The organism is Aquimarina mycalae, assembly GCF_029906345.1.
Lineage (GTDB): Bacteria > Bacteroidota > Bacteroidia > Flavobacteriales > Flavobacteriaceae > Aquimarina.
Genome location: NZ_JARYGY010000008.1, coordinates 76,408 through 95,518, shown reverse-complemented (window position 1 = coordinate 95,518; position 19,111 = coordinate 76,408). Strand labels below are relative to the sequence as shown.

Genomic DNA, 19,111 nt, shown 5'->3' with positions numbered 1-19,111 from the left:
AAATCCACCTTTATGTAATAAGTAAGGACAATGTTACCCCCTACTTTATGAGATTTCGTAAAAAAAAATTGAAAAGCTCTAAATGCTATTTATTGATGCAATTATCAAGAAGGGATAGATGATTCATATTTTGTTTTATTAAATCAAAAAAGCCATAACTTTTGTCATGGCTTTTGATACGATCTTGTAAAATTAACACATAGCAAAAGTGCTACTGGCTAAAGAAAATCAGAAAATTTATATTAATAATGAATATAATCCGAGGGCTCCCCGCCACACTCTAGAACTGTCATTATTGCGTTGGTAAATGCCAAGGCTGAGGTTGCGCTATATTGTACATTACAACTTTGTCGGCGGCCTTTCCATTTCATGCCACCTTGTACTAGTTTCTGGTCTTCTTTGCTTAATAATTGCATTCCCTTAATGTCAAATTTCTTATGTATCATGTTTTTAATTTTTAATAAATGAACTCTTAATGTATTCGCAAACAAAATTGTTACCCCTTTCATTTTTTAAAAAATGAAATAAAAAAAGCTCCCGATATGGGAGCTCCTTTATAATCTATATTTTATAAGGTTACTTTACTATAAATCGTAATGTAGTAACCGCCTCCTTTTCTTGTATCTTAAGAAGATATACTCCAGTGCTTAAAAGTCTATCAAACTGAATAGTTTTTTGTGCCTGATTATTTTTTATATTGCCTTGTTGCACTAACATACCCGTAACATTATAAACGCTATATAAGAAATCAGTTTCCAAACCACTAAGATTAACCGAATTTCCATTAGAAATTGTTGGATATAGTATAGGTCCTTGCACTAATTCTTTCTGTGCAGAAGCAGCGCTGCTTTTACTTGACGCAAAATCATCGGTCTCTCTTTTTCTAAATGGGTTTTGTGGAGAAGGAATTGGGCATCTAAATGATGCAACTGGATATCCTTCAATAATTTCGAAACGAGCAGAAGGCTCCCATCGTACCTGTGCTTGATTTATTACTCCAAAACACAAAAGCGTATAGATATCATAATAGTCATATCTTAATGTACTTATTCTATATAATTCTGGATTATTATCCAATACAAAACCACCTCTTTGCTGTGTTACTGTTCTCAAATTATAAGTAAGACCTCTTAGATTTTTAAGAGCAGTATTGTTTTTAATGATAATACTCCCAGCTTCTTTTAAAGATTGTAATGCCAAAAGATTGGTGATATTACCAGAAACAGTTTCTTCTATTATAAGACTACCTTTCACAATCTGATAATCAAAAGCGTCTACTTCTTCTTGTGATGTTAGTGTTATATCTCCTTCTGCAACAATATTACAGGTATTAATAATATCTTCTCTACTGCTCGAATTAGGTCCGTTATTTGCTAATTCTATAGATCTCACTCCCCAAATAAGTGTATCTATTCGTTGACGTTCTACCATTTTTAAGATTCCACAAGCGTTTTGTAATCCAGTATTACCTGCAATAATCATATCATCCTGGATGCCTCTTACATCAGAAAGACCATCAAGATTCTCTAACACTGGATTATTGGTAATAATGATACTTCCAGGAACCATAGAAATTCCTGAAAACACATCTATATTTTTCAAACTTGCATTATCTTGAATACGGATGTCGCAATATCTAAAAAGATCCAACCCGATCACATCTAATCCATCTAAATCAGCTAAGTTTTGGTTATTGCTAACCGTAAGGTTTCCTCTTATAATATTAATAGTTGCTAAACCGCTAAGATCTGTAAGAAGAGGGTTATTAGCAATCGTTAACCTTCCGCCTAACGAGCTTAGTTTATTAAAATTCCCTGTATTAGTTAAGCTTTGGTTACCATCAAGTATCAAACCTCCTCTAAGTGCTTTTAGGTTTGACAAGGCAGTAATATCATCTAATGCTGTATTATTTTTTATAGATATGTTTCCGACTACAGTAATAAGTTTATATAAATTACTAAGATTCTGAATTGCTCCTGGAGCTGACTCTTCAATCGTAAGGCTACCATTGATTTTACAATACTTAAAACTCTCTATATCTGATTGAGTAGTTAGTATGATATCTCCGTTTAGTACTCTACATTCATTACAAGCATCTATAATCGCTTGTGCAGAACTAGATGCTATTGCATTATTACTGATAGTAATATTTCGTCCTACGGCATTTGGATCTTCTAATAATTGAATAATCCCACAAGCACTTTCGAGATTACTATTATTACGTATATCCAGATTATCAATAATTCGCATAATATTAGATAAAGGGTCTAAATTTGTTAACCTAGGATGATTTACAAACCTTACATCTACATTAATACTAGTTATTTTTTCGACTCCTTCTATACTCTGCAAATTAGGATTATTGACAAAATCCAGGGTAACAAAATTTCCCTTTAAAGCTGCTGATATCCCTTCTATATCCTGAAGATTCTTATTATTATGAATATACAACCCTCCGTGAATCTCTTCGATGCCAGAAAGATCATTAAGGTTATAAATATTCGATTTTTTAATAATTAAACTCTTTCCCACGACAGCAACTTTTCTTAACGGTCTTAGGTTATATAGTCTATTATTGATTAATCTAAGATGTCCTCCAATATAAATTACATTGCTAAGACCATTTAGATTTGTCATATTTAGGTTAGCAGTGATGGTGATATCTCCACCTAATCTTGTAAGCGAAGTAAATCCATCCATACTAGTTAAACCTGTGTTCCAATGTACACTTAATTTACCTCCTAAAACAACCAAATTGTTAAATGCAGTTAGCGTTTTTATTTTATGGTTATTGTGTATCAAAAGATCCCTTGTAACTCTTTCTATACCAGATAAACCCGAAAGGTTTTCTAAATTGGCATTACCTTCAATCTGCAAGGTTCCATTTACTGCAGTTAGATTAGAGAATCCGTTAAGGTTTTGGATATTTTTATTTGATTTTACAAATAACCCTCCTTCTAGTTTTTCCAAACTTGTAAGTGTAGAAAGGTCAATAATGTTTCCAGGAATAGTTTCTCGAATGGTTAAATTTCCTTGTATTTCGGAATAGTTAAAAGCATTTACCTCTGCTTGCGAAGTCAAAGTCAGGTTGCCATTATATACGTTTTGTGCCAATAACACATTACTGATCAGCATTCCCATTACTAAAAGTAGTAGTTTTCTCATTTTTGTTTTCAAGTTTATTTAGGGCTTTATGTAGGTAAGGAGTAAAATGTTACCTCCTATTTAAATTTTTCCGGCTGCAAAAGAACTAAATTTATTCGTATTCAAGTAGTTAATACTTAATTTTTCGATGAATCTCCTGTTTTTTTGGACATCATACATTTACATCCTTAGTTTTCAAAAATCATAAAAGGTTCGTATTCTATGCAGCGAGTTTTTTTGTTACAAAATTCGAATCTTTCGGAGAAAGATCTCACCCTGTATTCAGGGAATTTCTTATACAGATGAACCTTGTTTTCTTTTATAATACCAAAATCCAGTTATAATTAATAGTATCGTTACTAAAATCATCCAATAAAGCCGATTTTTATTATCAAATTTGATCGGAGTAGTGTCCCCAATGAGATAAAATCCACCCCAATAATAAGGATCTGAATTATACACATTTGACTCATTAAGGAATTGTAATTTAGCTTGTTGCAAAGCCTTCGACTTATTCATTCCTTTTTTAAGATTTGCATAGAAATTTTTCATAATCTCAGGAGTAGTTTCATCAGAAACTTCCCAATTGGTCAATACCAGACTTTTGGTTCCAGCATATCGAAATGCTCTCCCTAAACTCATTACTCCTTCTCCTTTAGAAATCTTTCCTGTCCCAGTATTACAAGCACTTAATACTGCTAATTCCGCAGGAATATTCATACTGTATATCTCTCTATTATAAAGATAGTTATCTTGTTCCGAATTTTCCACTTGAGTAAAATATAGTTTAGAATTTTCAGGTTGAAGATCATCTAATTCTCCGTGCAATGCTAAATGTAGCATTGAAAATTGATTCGCTTTACTCTTAAAATTAGATTCTATTGCTTGTTTACCATAGAAATAACTACCATCTACGATCTCAGAAATTGCTTTTATTTCTTGTCGAGCACCAGGAAGATCATCTTTACTATTTCTAAAGGTATTTAGAGCTAATTCATCTCCAGTAGATTTTAAATTTGCTGTATCTGAAAAAGAGAACGCCAAGCATTGGTTACGTATATTATTATCTCTATTCATAAACGAATCTTTAAAAAACAAATTAGCAGCATTGGCGTAACTAATCGTATGTTTCTTGATTACAAATGGCAGATCTATTGGATTCGTTGATGAAGATTTCTCTGTTAGTAATACATCAAAATTGAGATGCCATAATACTCCATCAGGCACAATGATTATATTTTCATGATCAAAATCAGAAGATATTATAGGATTTAAAAGAGATGTATACAATTCATATCCCATTCTTGAATATGTATCAATATCTTTATTGATAACTGCTTTTCTAAACTGAAGTACTTTTTGATCTAATCCTGAAAATTGTAAGGGTACTACTGAGAACTTATTTTTAGAGATCGCAAAGGCATATAGCTGATTATCACCAATAAAATATTCTAATAATAATGTGTTTTCAGGTATCTTTTGCTGAATTTTAGATACTGAAACTATAGTGTTGTCATATTTAAGTTGATGATATTCTGGATACCGATTTTCAATTTCATCAAACAAAGAATCTTTCTTTCTATTATATGTAAATACTAGGTCCTGATACGAATCTCTTTTTAGCGTGTTTTTTTCGGTATTTTCTTGAATTTGATATTCTTGAAATTTTGAAATATATGTTTCGAGTTTCTGCGAAATTTCCTGTATTTGGTTCAATTTATCTTCAGAAATCCCTGCAAACTTGGTTGCTTTTATTTTTCTAAGTTGTTCATCTAACAATCTTGCTTTGTTTTTTTCAGAAAAGTAAAATGCATTATTAAGATATCTTACGCTTTTAGTTTTGTTATATAAACTCAGGGCAGAAGAGATTCCATCTCTATATACTTTTACAGCGATTTTGGCTAAGGATGCCTTATCCTCTTCCGACTTAAATACATTTCTTGTTTGATCAATAAGGGAATCACATAAGAACAAATTATTATATGCAAGAAAAAGCTCATTGTCATTTTTAGTTATTTCTGATTGTAATTTTAATGCTTTTGCCTTTCCATAAACAGCTGTTAATAGTGTGTTGCTATTAAAATAATCATTCGGTTCAGGAGATGCTTCAACAGATAGGTTCTTAAATTGTTTTGTTCCTGCAATTATTGCATTATGATATTCTTGTATCGATTGATGATATTGTTGTTTTGACAAAAGAATTCTTGCTTTGTTAATATAAGCTTCGGCAGTTTTTTGATTCTTAGCTCCAAAACTTTGTAAAGAGATGTCTATATTTTTTTGATAGTATAGATAAGCCTGATCCAGATTATCCTGTTGTTCATACAACTCAGCAAGTTCCTTATTGGGCCAAACCATATCTCCATGATTTTCGCCAAAAATGCTCAGAAAAACTTGTTCCCCTTTTCTTAAATACTCTAATGCGGTATCATATTCTTTTTTTATTCGATAGGTTCCGCCAATATTTAACATTACCTCTGCTGTAGAACGATGATTTTCTCCATAAATATCTTTATAAATATTTATAGCTTTTTGATAATAATCCAAGCCAAGACCTTCTTTTCCTAGTCTTGTATATTGTGTAGCAATACCACTATATGATTCAGCAAAAAACTCATCTTCTTTTTTATAAATTTCTTTCAGGATATTCAACCCTTTTTGATAGTACTGTAGTGCAAGGTCATCCTCTCCTACATAGCTATAACTGGTTGCTAAATTGTAGTAATCTCCTGCAACATAAGGATGTTTTTCTCCATAATTTTCGATATCCAATGCAATAGCTTTTTTCAAATAAGTAAAAGACTGTCTATACAATCCTAAATTAGCATATAAAATAGCTTGATTTAAGCATACTGAACTAAGGTTATTATTTTTTTCTTCATCATAAAGATGTTGGTTGATCTTTAGAGATAATGTATAATAATGTTGTGCTTCTTCCAACAAACCAAGGTCGTCGTAACATATGCCCGCAGTATTATAGATATTGGCCAATCTAATTGTATACGGATCTAATTGTTTTTCTGCAATTGAGAGTGCCTTTTTATAAAAACTCAGTGCTTGGTAATAATCATCTTTTTTTCTGAAAGTGTTCCCTAATCGCATTAACGCGTTCATTTCTTCAAGGGATTCTTCTCCTATTTTTTTTCGAGATATATCAATTACTTCTTTTGAAATATTAATTACTGAGTCAAAATTTCGGAGACGGTAATGATTGTGAGCAATTTTATTAAGACTTTGTACATGTCTTTTCCAAATTGATTGCTCTTTAAATTCTATAGCAGCTTTTTCAAATAGTAATATTGATTGATTATAGCTTCTTTGTTTCAATAACGTATCTCCTTTTGCAAAATTCTGATGTGCAGTAAGAGTATCTTTGGTTATTTGTGCATGACTACATATAATAAAAGTCAAGAAAGTTATAGGAGTCAAAAAATTCCATTTTTTAATCATGATGTAAAAGTGATTCGTTATGATTTTTCTATATGATTGATTTATATAGTATTTGTAGTCACAAAAATAAATATGTTACTTTTATACTGATTATTTTATCCCTAACCAGGTAACAATTTACAGCTATTTAACATTAATCAATGAGCAACAACGAACAAAATGAAATTATAACAGGAATTGTTGCAGGTAATCAAACAATCATTACAGCCTTCTATAAAAAGCATTTACCACAAGTAAAAAGCTTTATTCTGAAAAACTCAGGAAGTGAAAAAGACGCTGAAGATGTTTTTCAAGATGCTATGGTGTTTGTTTACGAAAAACTGGAAAACAATTCCTTACAGTTAACTTCTTCATTGGGAACCTATATCTATTCTGTATGTAGAAATATGTGGATGAATAAGTTAAGAAAGAGTAAAAAAGAAATACAACACGAAGGTGTTCTTTCTGTTGTTGCTTCTGACACTGGAAATATTGTTGACGAAATTGAGAAAAAAGAAAGAAGATACATATATCAAAAGTGCTTTTTGAAACTTGGTCCCGCTTGCCAGGAGCTATTAACACTTTTTTTTAATGGATTGTCTATGAAAGATATTGCAAAACAAAGAAACAGTACAGAATCATACGTTAGAAAGAAAAAATTTGATTGCAAAAAGAGATTGACACAATTGGTAAAGGCAGATCCAATTTATGAAGAATTAAAAATGGATACTAATTAGGTTTCAATTATGGAAATAACACAAGAACTATTCGAAAAAATAGAAGCATATATTGAAGGTTCATTATCTGAAGCTGAATTAAGGAGTTTTAAAACCCTTATTGAGACAAATCCTGAGCTTAAAAAAGAAATCATGATTCATAAAGAGCTTCAAAATGAGCTCTCCAACACCAAGGCAATTGAATTCAGGAAAAAATTGGTAGTAGTTAGTAAAGAATTAACGGATCAAAATAATATACAACGAAAAAAATCATCCATTTTGTCGTACTGGAGAATTGCTGCCTCCTTAATAATAATAATTGGGCTCTCTACCTTTCTATGGTTACAAAACAATCCTGAACAGGATTTATATGCGATGTATTACACTCCATATCCTATTGGTGATATCAAACGAGGTTCTGATACCACAAATGATACAGTTTTTAAGGATATTTTATTGAATTATAAGAATCAAGAATATCAAAAAACAATCGCGGGCTTAGAAAGTTTGATAGTAGAAAGACCAAATGAAGAAAAATTAAAACTATGTTTGGGTAATAGTTACCTTAATACAGATCAACTAATAAAAGCAGAAACATTGTTTAAGGTTGTTTCTAAAGAGAGTGAAACTTATTTTGACGCACAATGGTTTTTGTCATTAACTTATTTAAAAATGAACCAAGAAGAAAGAATGGTTCCAATCCTAAAAAAATTAGTATCTCAAAATACAAGATATAAGAAAAATGCTTCAGCTTTATTAAAAAAAATAAAAGACAAGTAATGTTTTTAAAAACGAAAAAGCTCAACGGTCAGCGCATCGACCTATTGAACTTTTTCATAATTGATAGTCAGTCAGTGAAATAATTACTTAGATCAAAGATAAAAATAAATGATACTATCTAGGTTACTGTAAAACAACAAACTTTTTATGGACCTCTATTTAACCTCGTAAATTGCCACTGTATTAGAAACCTCATGAGTAATGATCACTAAATCATTTCCTGTAGGACTATCCGAAGCTTTTATAGCAATTAATCCTTCAGGACCTATATCAGAATTATCTATCATCCAATCTAAAAATACTGGACTAGATGGAGTAGTAATATCAAAAACCATAACTCCACCCGTTCTTTCTAATCCAACGAAAAGAAGTGCCTTATCTCCTATTTTTAATGTTTCAACTGCTTCAGGTTCTGCTCCTTTATCATCAGATCGATCATCTACATCACCCTCATCATTATTAAATAACATTGGCTCTAATTCAAATGTTTTTTTTCCAATAAAATCTCCACTATCATAAACTATATTTCCTGCTGTACTCCAAATCGTGAAAGATCTTGCCCCATACGAATAGATTTCGTCATGATCTCCATCTCCATCGATATCTCCGTTGGCTGTCGTTGTTTTTAATCTTCCTAAATTTTCATCTAACTGTAATGTTGCAGCATCAGGAAAAGCAATTGGATCCAATATTAAATCCTTAACTCGTTCTTCTTCGGAGAAACCATCATAATCTCTTGCATCCCCTTCATTTGCAGAAATAATATATTCTATTCCATTAATAGAAATGAACTCGATCGCATCAGGTTGAAAAATTCCAAAAACTGGCCAGTTTTTAAAATTTCCTGAGATATCATCTCTGTTACTAGCATCCATTTGATTCTGAGAAAGCAAATGATTTTTCGTTCCTAAACCTATTAATTCTGTTATCGTTCTGGTATCCAAATCTACAATAGCTAATCCATTATTCTCTTGTAATGAAATATAGGCTGTTTTAGAATCATCAGAGATCGTTACATATTCTGGTTCTACATCCTGTGCTAAAGACGCTCCTTTACCAAAAACTCTAAAATTATTATTGATTATCTGACCATTAAAAGCAGTAAAGCCCGTTGTTGTTGTCTGACCAGAAGCTACTTCTATAATAGTTACTGAACCCTCAGGATCATTTACATATAGATTATCTGGTTCTCCCTCATTTGCAGAAACGATATATTTACCATCTGGACTAAAAGTTACCATATCTGGCAATGCTCCTGTGGTATATGTGTTTAGTAAAACCTGCGTATCTGAACTATAGGTTGCAATTTTTCCATTTGCCTGTTTATTAGAAGAATTTTCCAAAGCAACTGCAACTAATCCATTCGATACGGCTACGCTATTTGGTATTCCATCTACAGTGATATCAGTTCCTGGCACTGGAGTTGTTGGGTTTGACAAGTTCCAAACCGATATTTCTAAGTCATTAGGATTAACCACAAACAACTTATTAGTAAGAGGATCAAAAGCAGATATCTCGGCATATCCTTCATTACCAAAACCATTGGTAAAAGTTCCTATTTTTTTAAAAGTTAAACTACTAGTATCAATAACCTCGACACTATTATCGTCATCAGAATTACAAGAAGTAAATACACAAAGTATAACCAGTATTATACTTAATTTATTAAAGATTTTCATTATTAATTATTTTGATTTGTATTAGCTACCAAAATTCAATACTGAGTTTATCTTTAACGTTATGAAAAGAACAAATTAAATCTATTAATTCCAGTGGATAGTTAAGAGATTGTTAGCAACAAAAAGCCCACCTAATTGGCGGGCTTTTATTATTAAACTAGTATAAAATAAATCTCTGTATTTATTCTATAACTATTTTTTTCATCATATTTCCATCAGTGTTAGAGATCTTAACAAGATAGACCCCAGAAGACAATATACCCATTGTGTTAAGATCGATATCGACTGTACTATCTCCTTCAGAAATATTCATCATTGCCGTTTTCGACATTAACCTTCCAGATAAACCATACATAGTTACTTGAATATCTTCAGATGTTCTGGTAGTAGAAAGTTCTAAAGAAATAACACCAGAAGACTTAAGTACTGTAGGATATAAATTATTTACAGATGTTGGTCCTCCACCTATACGGAAATCACAATTTTCTACAAATACTGTAACCTCATCTCTATCTAGGCAACCATTTCTAATAATAGTTACTGTATACACTGTTGTTTCTGTTGGAGTAACTGTAATAGTTTGTGTATTTCCTGGAGGTGCACTCATGGCAGCAGACCAAAAGAAAACATCTCCATCTGAAGCTGTTAACACTGCAGAATCTCCGATACATATCGTTTGATCAGGTCCAGCATCAGCAGTTCCTTCACAACCAACAAAAACAGTAACTTCATCAGTGTCCGTACATACTCCTATTGACACAGTAACCGAATACGTAGTTGTTGAGGTAGGAGATACTACAATCGATTGCGTAGTTTCGCCCGTTGACCAAAGATAACTTTCTCCTCCTATTGCTGTTAATGTAGTACTCTCTCCATCAGCAATTTCTACATCTAAACCTGCATTGGCATCAACATCAATTACAAATACTGTAACTTCATCAGTATCTTCGCACCCATTGGCAGATACAGTAACACTATAGGTAGTAGTCTGTGTTGGAGACACTACAATAGTTTGTGTAGTTTCTCCTGTTGACCAAAGATAAGTGTCTCCTCCTGTAGCAGTCAGTGTAATTTCTTCCATCATTTTGGAATTCTTAGTATTCACTTCTGTAGGGTTAGAATCTGAAACAGTACAAATTGTTTGATCAGGACCAGCATCTGCATCTACATTACATCCTTCTATAAACACTGTCACCTCATCAACGTCTTCACATCCATTTTCAGAAACAGTAACACTATATGTGGTAGTTTCTGCAGGAGTAACTTGGATAGTCGCAGTTGTTTCTCCTGTTGACCAAAGATAAGTATCTCCTCCAGTAGCTGTTAGAGTAGCTGTTCCTCCTATTGGAAGCGTTTGATCTTTTCCAGCATCAGCAGTAACTGAAGTTACTACTACGGTAACTTCATCCATAGCGGTGCAATTTCCATTAACCACCTCTACAGTATATGTTGTAGTTTCTGTTGGAGTAACTTGAATACTTGCGGTTGTATCACCAGTAGACCAAGTGTATGTTCCATCACCTACAACTGTAAGTGTAGTACTTTCTCCTAAACAAATAGCTTGATCATCACCAGCATCCGCATTCGCTGCACCTACTGCAACTACTACTTCATCTGTAGCTTCACAGTTTCCATTAGTGATCGTTACACTATATGTTGTAGTTTCTTGGGGAGAAACTTCTATTGTACTGGTAGTTTCTCCTGTTGACCAAAGTATATTTCCGTCTCCAACAACCGTAAGTGTTGCAGTTTCTCCTAAACAGATATCCTGATCATCTCCAGCATCTGCATTAGCAGAATCAACTGTTACCGTTACTTCGTCTTCACCTTCACAATCAGAACAACCTGTTACCGTAACCGTATATGTAGTATCTTCTTGTGGAGATACTGTAATACTTTGAGTAGTTTCTCCTGTTGACCATAAATATCCTGCTTGTCCTTGACCTGAAGTAATACAATCGCCAAGATTAATATTAAAATCTCCAAAAGAGTTAGGGTTTCCTTCTAAATTAAACCATCCAGATGCTCCATAAACTGCAGGTGTATATTCAAATACATTAGCACCATTTCCTACTTGGAATGCTTCTCCTCTTCTAGAAATATCATAACTCAATGATCCATTTATTTGCGTAATAGTACCGCTAATCTCTGTGTAATAAACCCAATCTGTAGCATCTTCAGCCTGGCAAACACTAGCTTTAGGACTGCCAACTGGTGGTGTGCTAGTTAATCCCAAAAATGTTGCGTCTACAACAAAAGATGTATTTGTAGTATTATATTCAAAAACTTCACCTTTTAAAGTTGCCGTTCCATCAGCATTTTCTTGCCAAACAAGATCTACATTACTAAACCATAATCTAGTATCATTATCATTTATGAAAACTACAAATTGATGCTGTCTACCTCTACAATAGTCTGTATTCTTAATACCATACTCAACACAATCAGTACAATTATCTATTCCTGTTGCTTGTGCAGTAAGTGTTACTTCTTCTCCTAAGCAAATTTCTTGATCTTCACCTGCATCAACTACAACTGGATCGTTCACAACAACTGTTATTGAATCTGATGCTTCACAACTACCATTAGTTACTGTTATTGTATACGTAGTAGTCTCTGTTGGTGTTACTGTAATACTTTCGGTAGTTTCTCCTGTTGACCATACAAATGTCCCTTCTCCTCTAGCTCTTAAAGTTACTGTTTCTCCTAAACAAATATTTTGATCATCACCTAACTCTACTGCAGCTGATTTTACGGAAACTTTTACCTCATCGGTAGCCGAACATCCATTACAATTAGTTACTGTAACTGAATAATCTGTATCTTCTTCTGGAGATACAGTAATACTTTCTGTAGTTTCTCCTGTTGACCATAAGAACGTTGTACCATTGGTTTCTGAAGTAATGCAATCTCCTAAGTTAAAATTAAAATCTCCTACACTATATTGAGAATCTGTAGTATCAAACCATCCACAAGCTCCGAATTTTCCTGGTACTGTTTCTGTTACATTAGCCCCATTACCCATTTGGAATGCTGGCCCTCTTCTAGAAAGATCCATAGACCATGATCCATCAGCACTAATAATAGTACCTGTAAATTCTGTATAATACTCCCATGCAGACTCATCTTCATCATTACACCAATGTTCTTTAGGGCTATTAGCAGGTGCATTCGCTGTTTTTCCTGTAAAAACTACATCAACTTCATAATTAGTTTGGGTTATCGTATAATCGAATACAGTACCTTTTAAAGTAGCAGTACCATCTGCGAGTTCATTCCATTCTAAATCTACATTAGAAAAATATCTATCTCCCTTTAACCACAATACGTAGTTTTCATCTTTATTGCATAAATCAGTATTTTGAATACCATATTCTATACAATTTTCGCAATTTTCATTACTATCAACTGTAGCTGTTAAAGTAACTTCATCACCTAAACAAATTTCCTTATCTTCTCCAGCATCTACTTGTGGTGCATCATTAATTATAACATCTACAGTGTCTGTAGCTTCACAATCTTCGCAATCCTTTACAGTTACGGAATAAGTTCCTCCTTGATTGACTGTAATTGATGGTGTAGTTTCTCCTGTAGACCACAGGTAAGATACCTCAGAAGTAGAAGTAGTGATACAATCTCCTAAGTTAAAATTAAAATCTCCTCTATCGTATTGTCCATCTGTTGTATCGAACCATCCGCAAGCTCCAAACTTGCCTACTTCTGTTTCAGTTTGATTTGCTCCATTTCCAAGTTGGAAAGCAGGTCCTCTTCTTGTTAAATCTATAGACCATGAACCATCAGTACTAGTTACAGTTCCCGTTAATCCAGTATAGTACACCCATCCCGTTTCATCTTCATCATTACATCTATGTGCTTTTGGACTATCAGCAGGAGTACTTGTCGTTCTTCCTGAATACACTGCATTTAGCTCATAAGTGGTTTGAGTCAATGTATGATCAAAAATAGTTCCTGTAAGTGTCGCTGTACCATCAGCTAGTTCTTTCCATTCTAAATCTACATTAGAAAACCATCTAGGATTATCTCCATCGGTCAACCACATTACATAATTTTCATCTCTACTGCAGTTATTAGTATCACTTACACCGTACTCTCCAGTACAATCTACGCATTCTGATTCTCCAGAAACTGTTGCGGTAAGTGTTACTTCTCCTTCTCCACAAAACTCGGAATCATCTCCCGCGTTTACTGTTAATTGACAACCATACATTGGAGAATTAAAATTATCTACGGTGTTTTTTGTAAGTTCTTCTTTATTTCCTTCGACTACAGAAGTAAAACCTGAAGTCATAACGAAAATGACGATCATAATTAAGCCAAAAAAAGATGACGCAAACCGAGTTGCGGTAACCTTTTGGCTTAACACGTTAAGCTTGTTAGTAATTTTTGACATTGTGTAGTAGTTTTTTTCGGTTGAATGTTAAAATTCAATCTTGGTTAATTTATTTTGGGTATTCATAAGATAAATACAGAAGTTACGAAACCATATAGTAGTCCTAGACCATATACATTTTAGTATCCTTTTGTAATTTATTTGATTTTTAAAGTTAAGCCTTTACTTAAAAAAAGTGTGTGAAGATAAAGTAGTGTTCATATCATATTTTAGGGCGTTTTTAAACATGTTAAGAATGCTAAATTAGAGGATTAACTTGAATACTTCAATAAAAAAGGGTGCAAAAACGTTCAAATGCAGCATTTTATCTTTAAAATACAGTTTTGCTGTAATTGAAGAAATTGAAAAGCTTACAAAAATCCTACAAACATTTTGATTTCAGATATTTTAATCACAAAATCAACGATTATATCCAAACCGTTTTAGTTGTTTTTCACTATTTCGCCAGTTTTTATTAACCTTTACATACAACTCGATATGAATCTGTTTTCCAAAAAACTTTTCTAATTCTTTGCGGGCTTCTACTCCAACTCTTTTTAGTGCAGAACCTTTATGTCCTATTATTATTCCTTTTTGAGAATCCCGTTCAACCATAATAACAGATCTAATTCTAATGATTTTTTCATCTTCAAAAAACTCTTCTGTCTCTACCTCAACTGAGTATGGAATCTCCTTTTTATAATGTATTAAAATCTTCTCACGAATTGCTTCATTTACAAAGAAACGTTCAGGTTTATCTGTTAACTGGTCTTTAGGGTAAAAAGGAGGTGAATCTGGCAACAACTCAACAATTCTATTAAAAACTTCTTTGACATTAAAATTTTCCAAAGCCGAGATTGGATACATTTCTGCATTAGGTACTTTTTCTGTCCAGAATTGTACTTGTTCTTCTAATTGTTCCTGATTGGATTGATCAATCTTATTTAATAATAAAAATACTGGAATTTTAGCATTCGTAATCTTATTAAAAAATGCTTCATCTTTGAGCGCTTTTTCTCCTATCTCTACCATATAAATAAGAACATCTGCATCTTCAAAAGCAGATTTCACAAATCCCATCATGGATTCTTGTAATTCGTATGCAGGTTTTATAATTCCTGGAGTATCAGATAGAATAACCTGAAAATCATCACCATTAACTATCCCTAAAATTCGATGTCTTGTAGTTTGAGCTTTAGAAGTAATTATAGACAATCTCTCTCCCACAAAAGCATTCATTAATGTGGATTTCCCTACATTGGGATTTCCAATTATATTTACAAAACCAGCTTTATGACCCATAGATAAAATTTTAGTGCAAAGTTAGTTGATTATTATTCAAATGTCTTAAAGCTGTAAATGATTATTTCTACCTTTTTGTAGATTGAGATCTTCTTTACAATTAACTCGAGTAGATTATGACTAATGTAAAAAATCAATCTACAACCTAGGCATTTTGGTAATTTTTCGTAAATTTAATTCCAGTACGTTTTCAAAACCCCACGAAAACAAGTAATTCATTAAAATACTGGGACCATTTTGACAAACTATTCTATTTCTTTTTTATCATATGTGAAAAGACATTACTCAATACATTTATGTATATCCGTAGTGTTATCACTATTGCTGTTAAACCAAAGTTTTGGGCAAGATAAAAATAAACAACTTACAAAAGCGGATCAAAGTTTTGAGGCACTTGCATATATAAATGCTCGTGATATTTACTTGAATGTTGCAGAACAAGGATATTCTTCTCCTGATTTGTATAGAAAACTTGCGGATTCCTATTATTTTACTGGCGAGTTGGAAGAATCCGTGCAATGGTATGAAAAACTAATCACAAACTTTTCTGAAGGAATAAAACCAGAATACTTATTTAGGTACGCCCAAAGTTTAAAAAGCGTAGAACGGTATAAAGATTCTGACGCTATTATGGAAAGGTTTAATATGTTAACTGGAAACGATAAACGTGCAAAATCTTTTGTAAATAAGCGCGATTACCTTCATTTTATAGAAATGCAATCTGGAAAGTATGATTTATATACGCTGGGTATTAACTCTGAGTATTCTGATTATGCGCCTAGTTTTGATCATAAAGGTCAGATCGTTTTTGCTTCTTCACGTGGCAAAAGGTCTAAAATCCATGAGTGGAATCAGATGCCATTTTTGGATCTTTTTTCATCTGTAATTGGAAAAGATGAGGTTTCTGCAGCAGAACCTGTAAAATTAAAAGGAAAAATCAACACTAAGTTTCATGAATCCTCTACTAGTTTTACTAAAGATGGCAAAACAGTCTACTTTACCAGAAATAATTTCACCAATAATAAATTAGGTAAGAGTAGAAAAGGTGTGGTTTTATTAAAGTTATACAAAGCTACTTTTGTTAACGGGAAATGGTCTAATATCACAGAACTTCCATTTAATAGTGATAATTATTCAATTTCTCATCCAGCATTGAGTCCCGATGGAAAACAATTATATTTTGCCAGTGATATGAAAGGTACCAGAGGAAGATCTGATTTATTTGTTGTAGACGTTCTTCCTGGTGGGAAATATGGAAAACCTAAAAACCTGGGAGATGATATTAATACCGAAGGCAGAGAAACATTTCCTTATATAAGTGATAGTGGGCGATTGTACTTTGCTAGTGACGGACATGTTGGATTAGGAGGATTGGATGTTTTTGTAGCTATTTCTATAGATGATGGTGTTTCTGAAGTGTTTAATGTAGGTAAACCAATAAATAGCTCTAAAGATGATTTTTCTTTTGTTTTAAATGAAGAAAATAAAACTGGATACTTTGCCAGTAACCGAAAAGGAGGTAAAGGAAACGACGATATTTATAGTTTTCGACAAACTGAGGAATTAATTACCACTTGCAAAGAATACCTAACGGGCATAATTACTGATAGTGAAACCAAAGAACCTTTAGCCGATGTAGATGTCTCCTTAATAGACAATGACGGAAACATCCTGAGTACGATAAAATCCGCAGTCAATGGCGGATATAGCTTTGAAGTTGATTGTGATGAACAATACATTATAAGAGCTTCTATTGATGGATTTAACCCTAATGACATCATTTTTAGATCAAAAGACACGTATGAAACCACAAACAATGTTCCTATCGAGTTTGTAAAAGAAAAATTATTATCTACTACCTCAGAACCTGTTAATATTGGTGATGATATTGTAGATCCTTTACAATTGAATACTATTTTCTTTGATCTTGATAATGATGAAATTAGAGTCGATGCAGAAGCCGATTTACAAAAAGTAATTGCGGTAATGAAACAAAACCCTAAACTAAAAATAGAGGTTCGTTCTCATACAGATAGCAGATCAAGTTACTGGTACAATAAAAAATTAAGTGTTAAACGTATGCGTGCAACTGTGCGATATATTATACGAAATGGTGGAATCAACTGGAGACGAATAAGAGGTAAGGCATATGGAGAACGAAGGCTTATTAATGATTGTGGCAATGGTGTACCTTGTACTGAAGAGCAACATCAAGAAAATAGGCGAAGTGAGTTTATTGTAAGGAAGTAATCCTACATCTACTTTTTATTTAACACTTGTTTTCAATTTTTCGAAATAACTTTTTGCCCTAACATTTACTTTTTTAGCTAGTAATAATCCTGAAATTACGGTTGGTATTGCCATTAATGCAAATGCGCTATCAATTAAATTAATTGCAAAATCTATCTTAACTACTGCAGCAACTACAATCGATAGAATATATATGTAATTATAATACTTTCCATATTTAGGTTTTGTTAAAAAACCTAAACAAGTGACTCCATAATAAGAATATGAGAACAAGGTAGAAAATGCAAAAACAAGCACCATAACAATTACGATTCCATTCCCTATCCCATAAGGCAACACAGAATTAAAAGCTTCTAATGTTAGTGAAATTCCATTATCATCAGAATGTTTCCAAACTCCCGTAGATAAAATAGCTAATGCGGTTAATGTACATACTAATAATGTATCGATTGCTGGACCTATCATTGCCACCAATCCTTCTCGTATAGGTTCATTGGTTTTTGCCGTACCGTGCATTATTGGCGCAGTACCGATTCCTGCTTCGTTAGAAAAAGCCGCTCGTTTTACTCCAGTCTTAATTAAATACCCCAAAGCTCCTCCAGCTACCGCTTCTCCAGAAAAAGCATCTGAAAAAATCAACAAAAACATCTCTGGAACCTTATCTATCTGTAATACCAAAATAGTGAGGACGGTAATGAAATACAAAATCACCATTAAAGGAACTAACTTGCTCGCCACAAGCCCTATTCTTTTAATTCCTCCTAAGATCACAAAAGATGCTATACAAGCTAATACAATACCTATATACAGTTTATTCTGATCATCCCATTGAAATACATCTATAAGTGTTTGTGTAAGTTGATTCGCCGTAAAAGCGGGTAATGTACCTATTAACCCTGCTAATGCAAAGAAAACCGCTAGTGGTCTCCAATGCCTCCCTAATCCTTCTGTGATTACATACATAGGACCACTTAACATTACTCCTTCTTTGCTCTCTGACCTATACATTACCGCAAGTGTACAGGTATAAAACTTAGTAGCCATTCCTATCAATGCACTAATCCACATCCAGAAAATCGCACCAGGACCTCCCATCACCAACGCCACAGCTACACCGCTTATATTTCCCATTCCAACCGTAGCAGCAATAGCTGACGACAAGGCTTGAAAATGGCTCAATTGACCAGGAGCATTTTCATGATCAAATTTACCCCTAAGGATATCAATAGCATGTTTAAAGTAAAAAAAAGGGGTAAAACGAGAATATATTAGAAAAAACAATCCGCCACCAACCAAAAGAATAAGTAATGGCCAATCCCATATCCAGGAACTAAACATTTTAATACTAGTTTCTATTTTTTCGAACATAGGATTTATAGTGCTATAAATGTACTATAAAAATGAATTCTTGTCTCTATACA

Annotated in this window: 9 protein-coding genes; 3 read left to right on the top strand and 6 right to left on the bottom strand. The window is 33.0% G+C overall.

What is annotated here, in order from left to right:
• Positions 1–576: 576 nt before the first annotated feature.
• Together QBK95_RS18640 and QBK95_RS18635 are read right to left on the bottom strand one after the other, a co-directional pair.
• Complete coding sequence (locus QBK95_RS18640) at positions 577–3,165, bottom strand: T9SS type A sorting domain-containing protein (protein ID WP_280936080.1); 2,589 nt, start codon at positions 3,163–3,165, stop codon at positions 577–579.
• A gap of 273 nt (positions 3,166–3,438) precedes the next feature.
• The gene (locus QBK95_RS18635) at positions 3,439–6,573 is read right to left on the bottom strand and encodes a CHAT domain-containing protein (protein ID WP_280936079.1); all 3,135 of its coding nucleotides are present in this window, start codon (positions 6,571–6,573) and stop codon (positions 3,439–3,441) included.
• Positions 6,574–6,734: 161 nt separating this feature from the next.
• Between QBK95_RS18635 and QBK95_RS18630 the strand changes: the two genes are divergently transcribed.
• Entirely contained in the window at positions 6,735–7,310 is a 576-nt protein-coding gene (locus QBK95_RS18630; protein ID WP_280936078.1) for an RNA polymerase sigma factor, read from the top strand.
• 9 nt (positions 7,311–7,319) lie between these two features.
• Positions 7,320–8,069 (top strand): hypothetical protein, encoded by a 750-nt coding sequence (locus QBK95_RS18625; RefSeq protein WP_280936077.1) that lies wholly within the window; start codon positions 7,320–7,322, stop codon positions 8,067–8,069.
• A 155-nt stretch (positions 8,070–8,224) separates the two neighbouring features.
• Here the strand turns inward: QBK95_RS18625 and QBK95_RS18620 are convergent, their stop codons facing one another.
• From QBK95_RS18620 to era, 3 genes are all read right to left on the bottom strand, one after another.
• Positions 8,225–9,748: a choice-of-anchor I family protein gene (locus QBK95_RS18620; protein ID WP_280936076.1), complete on the bottom strand. Its 1,524-nt coding sequence runs from the start codon at positions 9,746–9,748 to the stop codon at positions 8,225–8,227.
• A gap of 181 nt (positions 9,749–9,929) precedes the next feature.
• Positions 9,930–14,159, bottom strand: a complete 4,230-nt coding sequence (locus QBK95_RS18615; protein WP_280936075.1) for an SP85-like N-terminal domain-containing protein — start codon at positions 14,157–14,159, stop codon at positions 9,930–9,932.
• Between the two features lie 399 nt (positions 14,160–14,558).
• The gene (gene era, locus QBK95_RS18610; protein ID WP_280936074.1) at positions 14,559–15,440 is read right to left on the bottom strand and encodes a GTPase Era; all 882 of its coding nucleotides are present in this window, start codon (positions 15,438–15,440) and stop codon (positions 14,559–14,561) included.
• A gap of 237 nt (positions 15,441–15,677) precedes the next feature.
• On the opposite strand from era, the gene QBK95_RS18605 reads away from it, so the two are divergent.
• Positions 15,678–17,690 (top strand): OmpA family protein, encoded by a 2,013-nt coding sequence (locus QBK95_RS18605; protein WP_280936073.1) that lies wholly within the window; start codon positions 15,678–15,680, stop codon positions 17,688–17,690.
• Positions 17,691–17,705: 15 nt separating this feature from the next.
• Here the strand turns inward: QBK95_RS18605 and QBK95_RS18600 are convergent, their stop codons facing one another.
• The gene (locus QBK95_RS18600) at positions 17,706–19,058 is read right to left on the bottom strand and encodes an alanine/glycine:cation symporter family protein (protein ID WP_280936072.1); all 1,353 of its coding nucleotides are present in this window, start codon (positions 19,056–19,058) and stop codon (positions 17,706–17,708) included.
• Between the last annotated feature and the right edge of the window lie 53 nt (positions 19,059–19,111).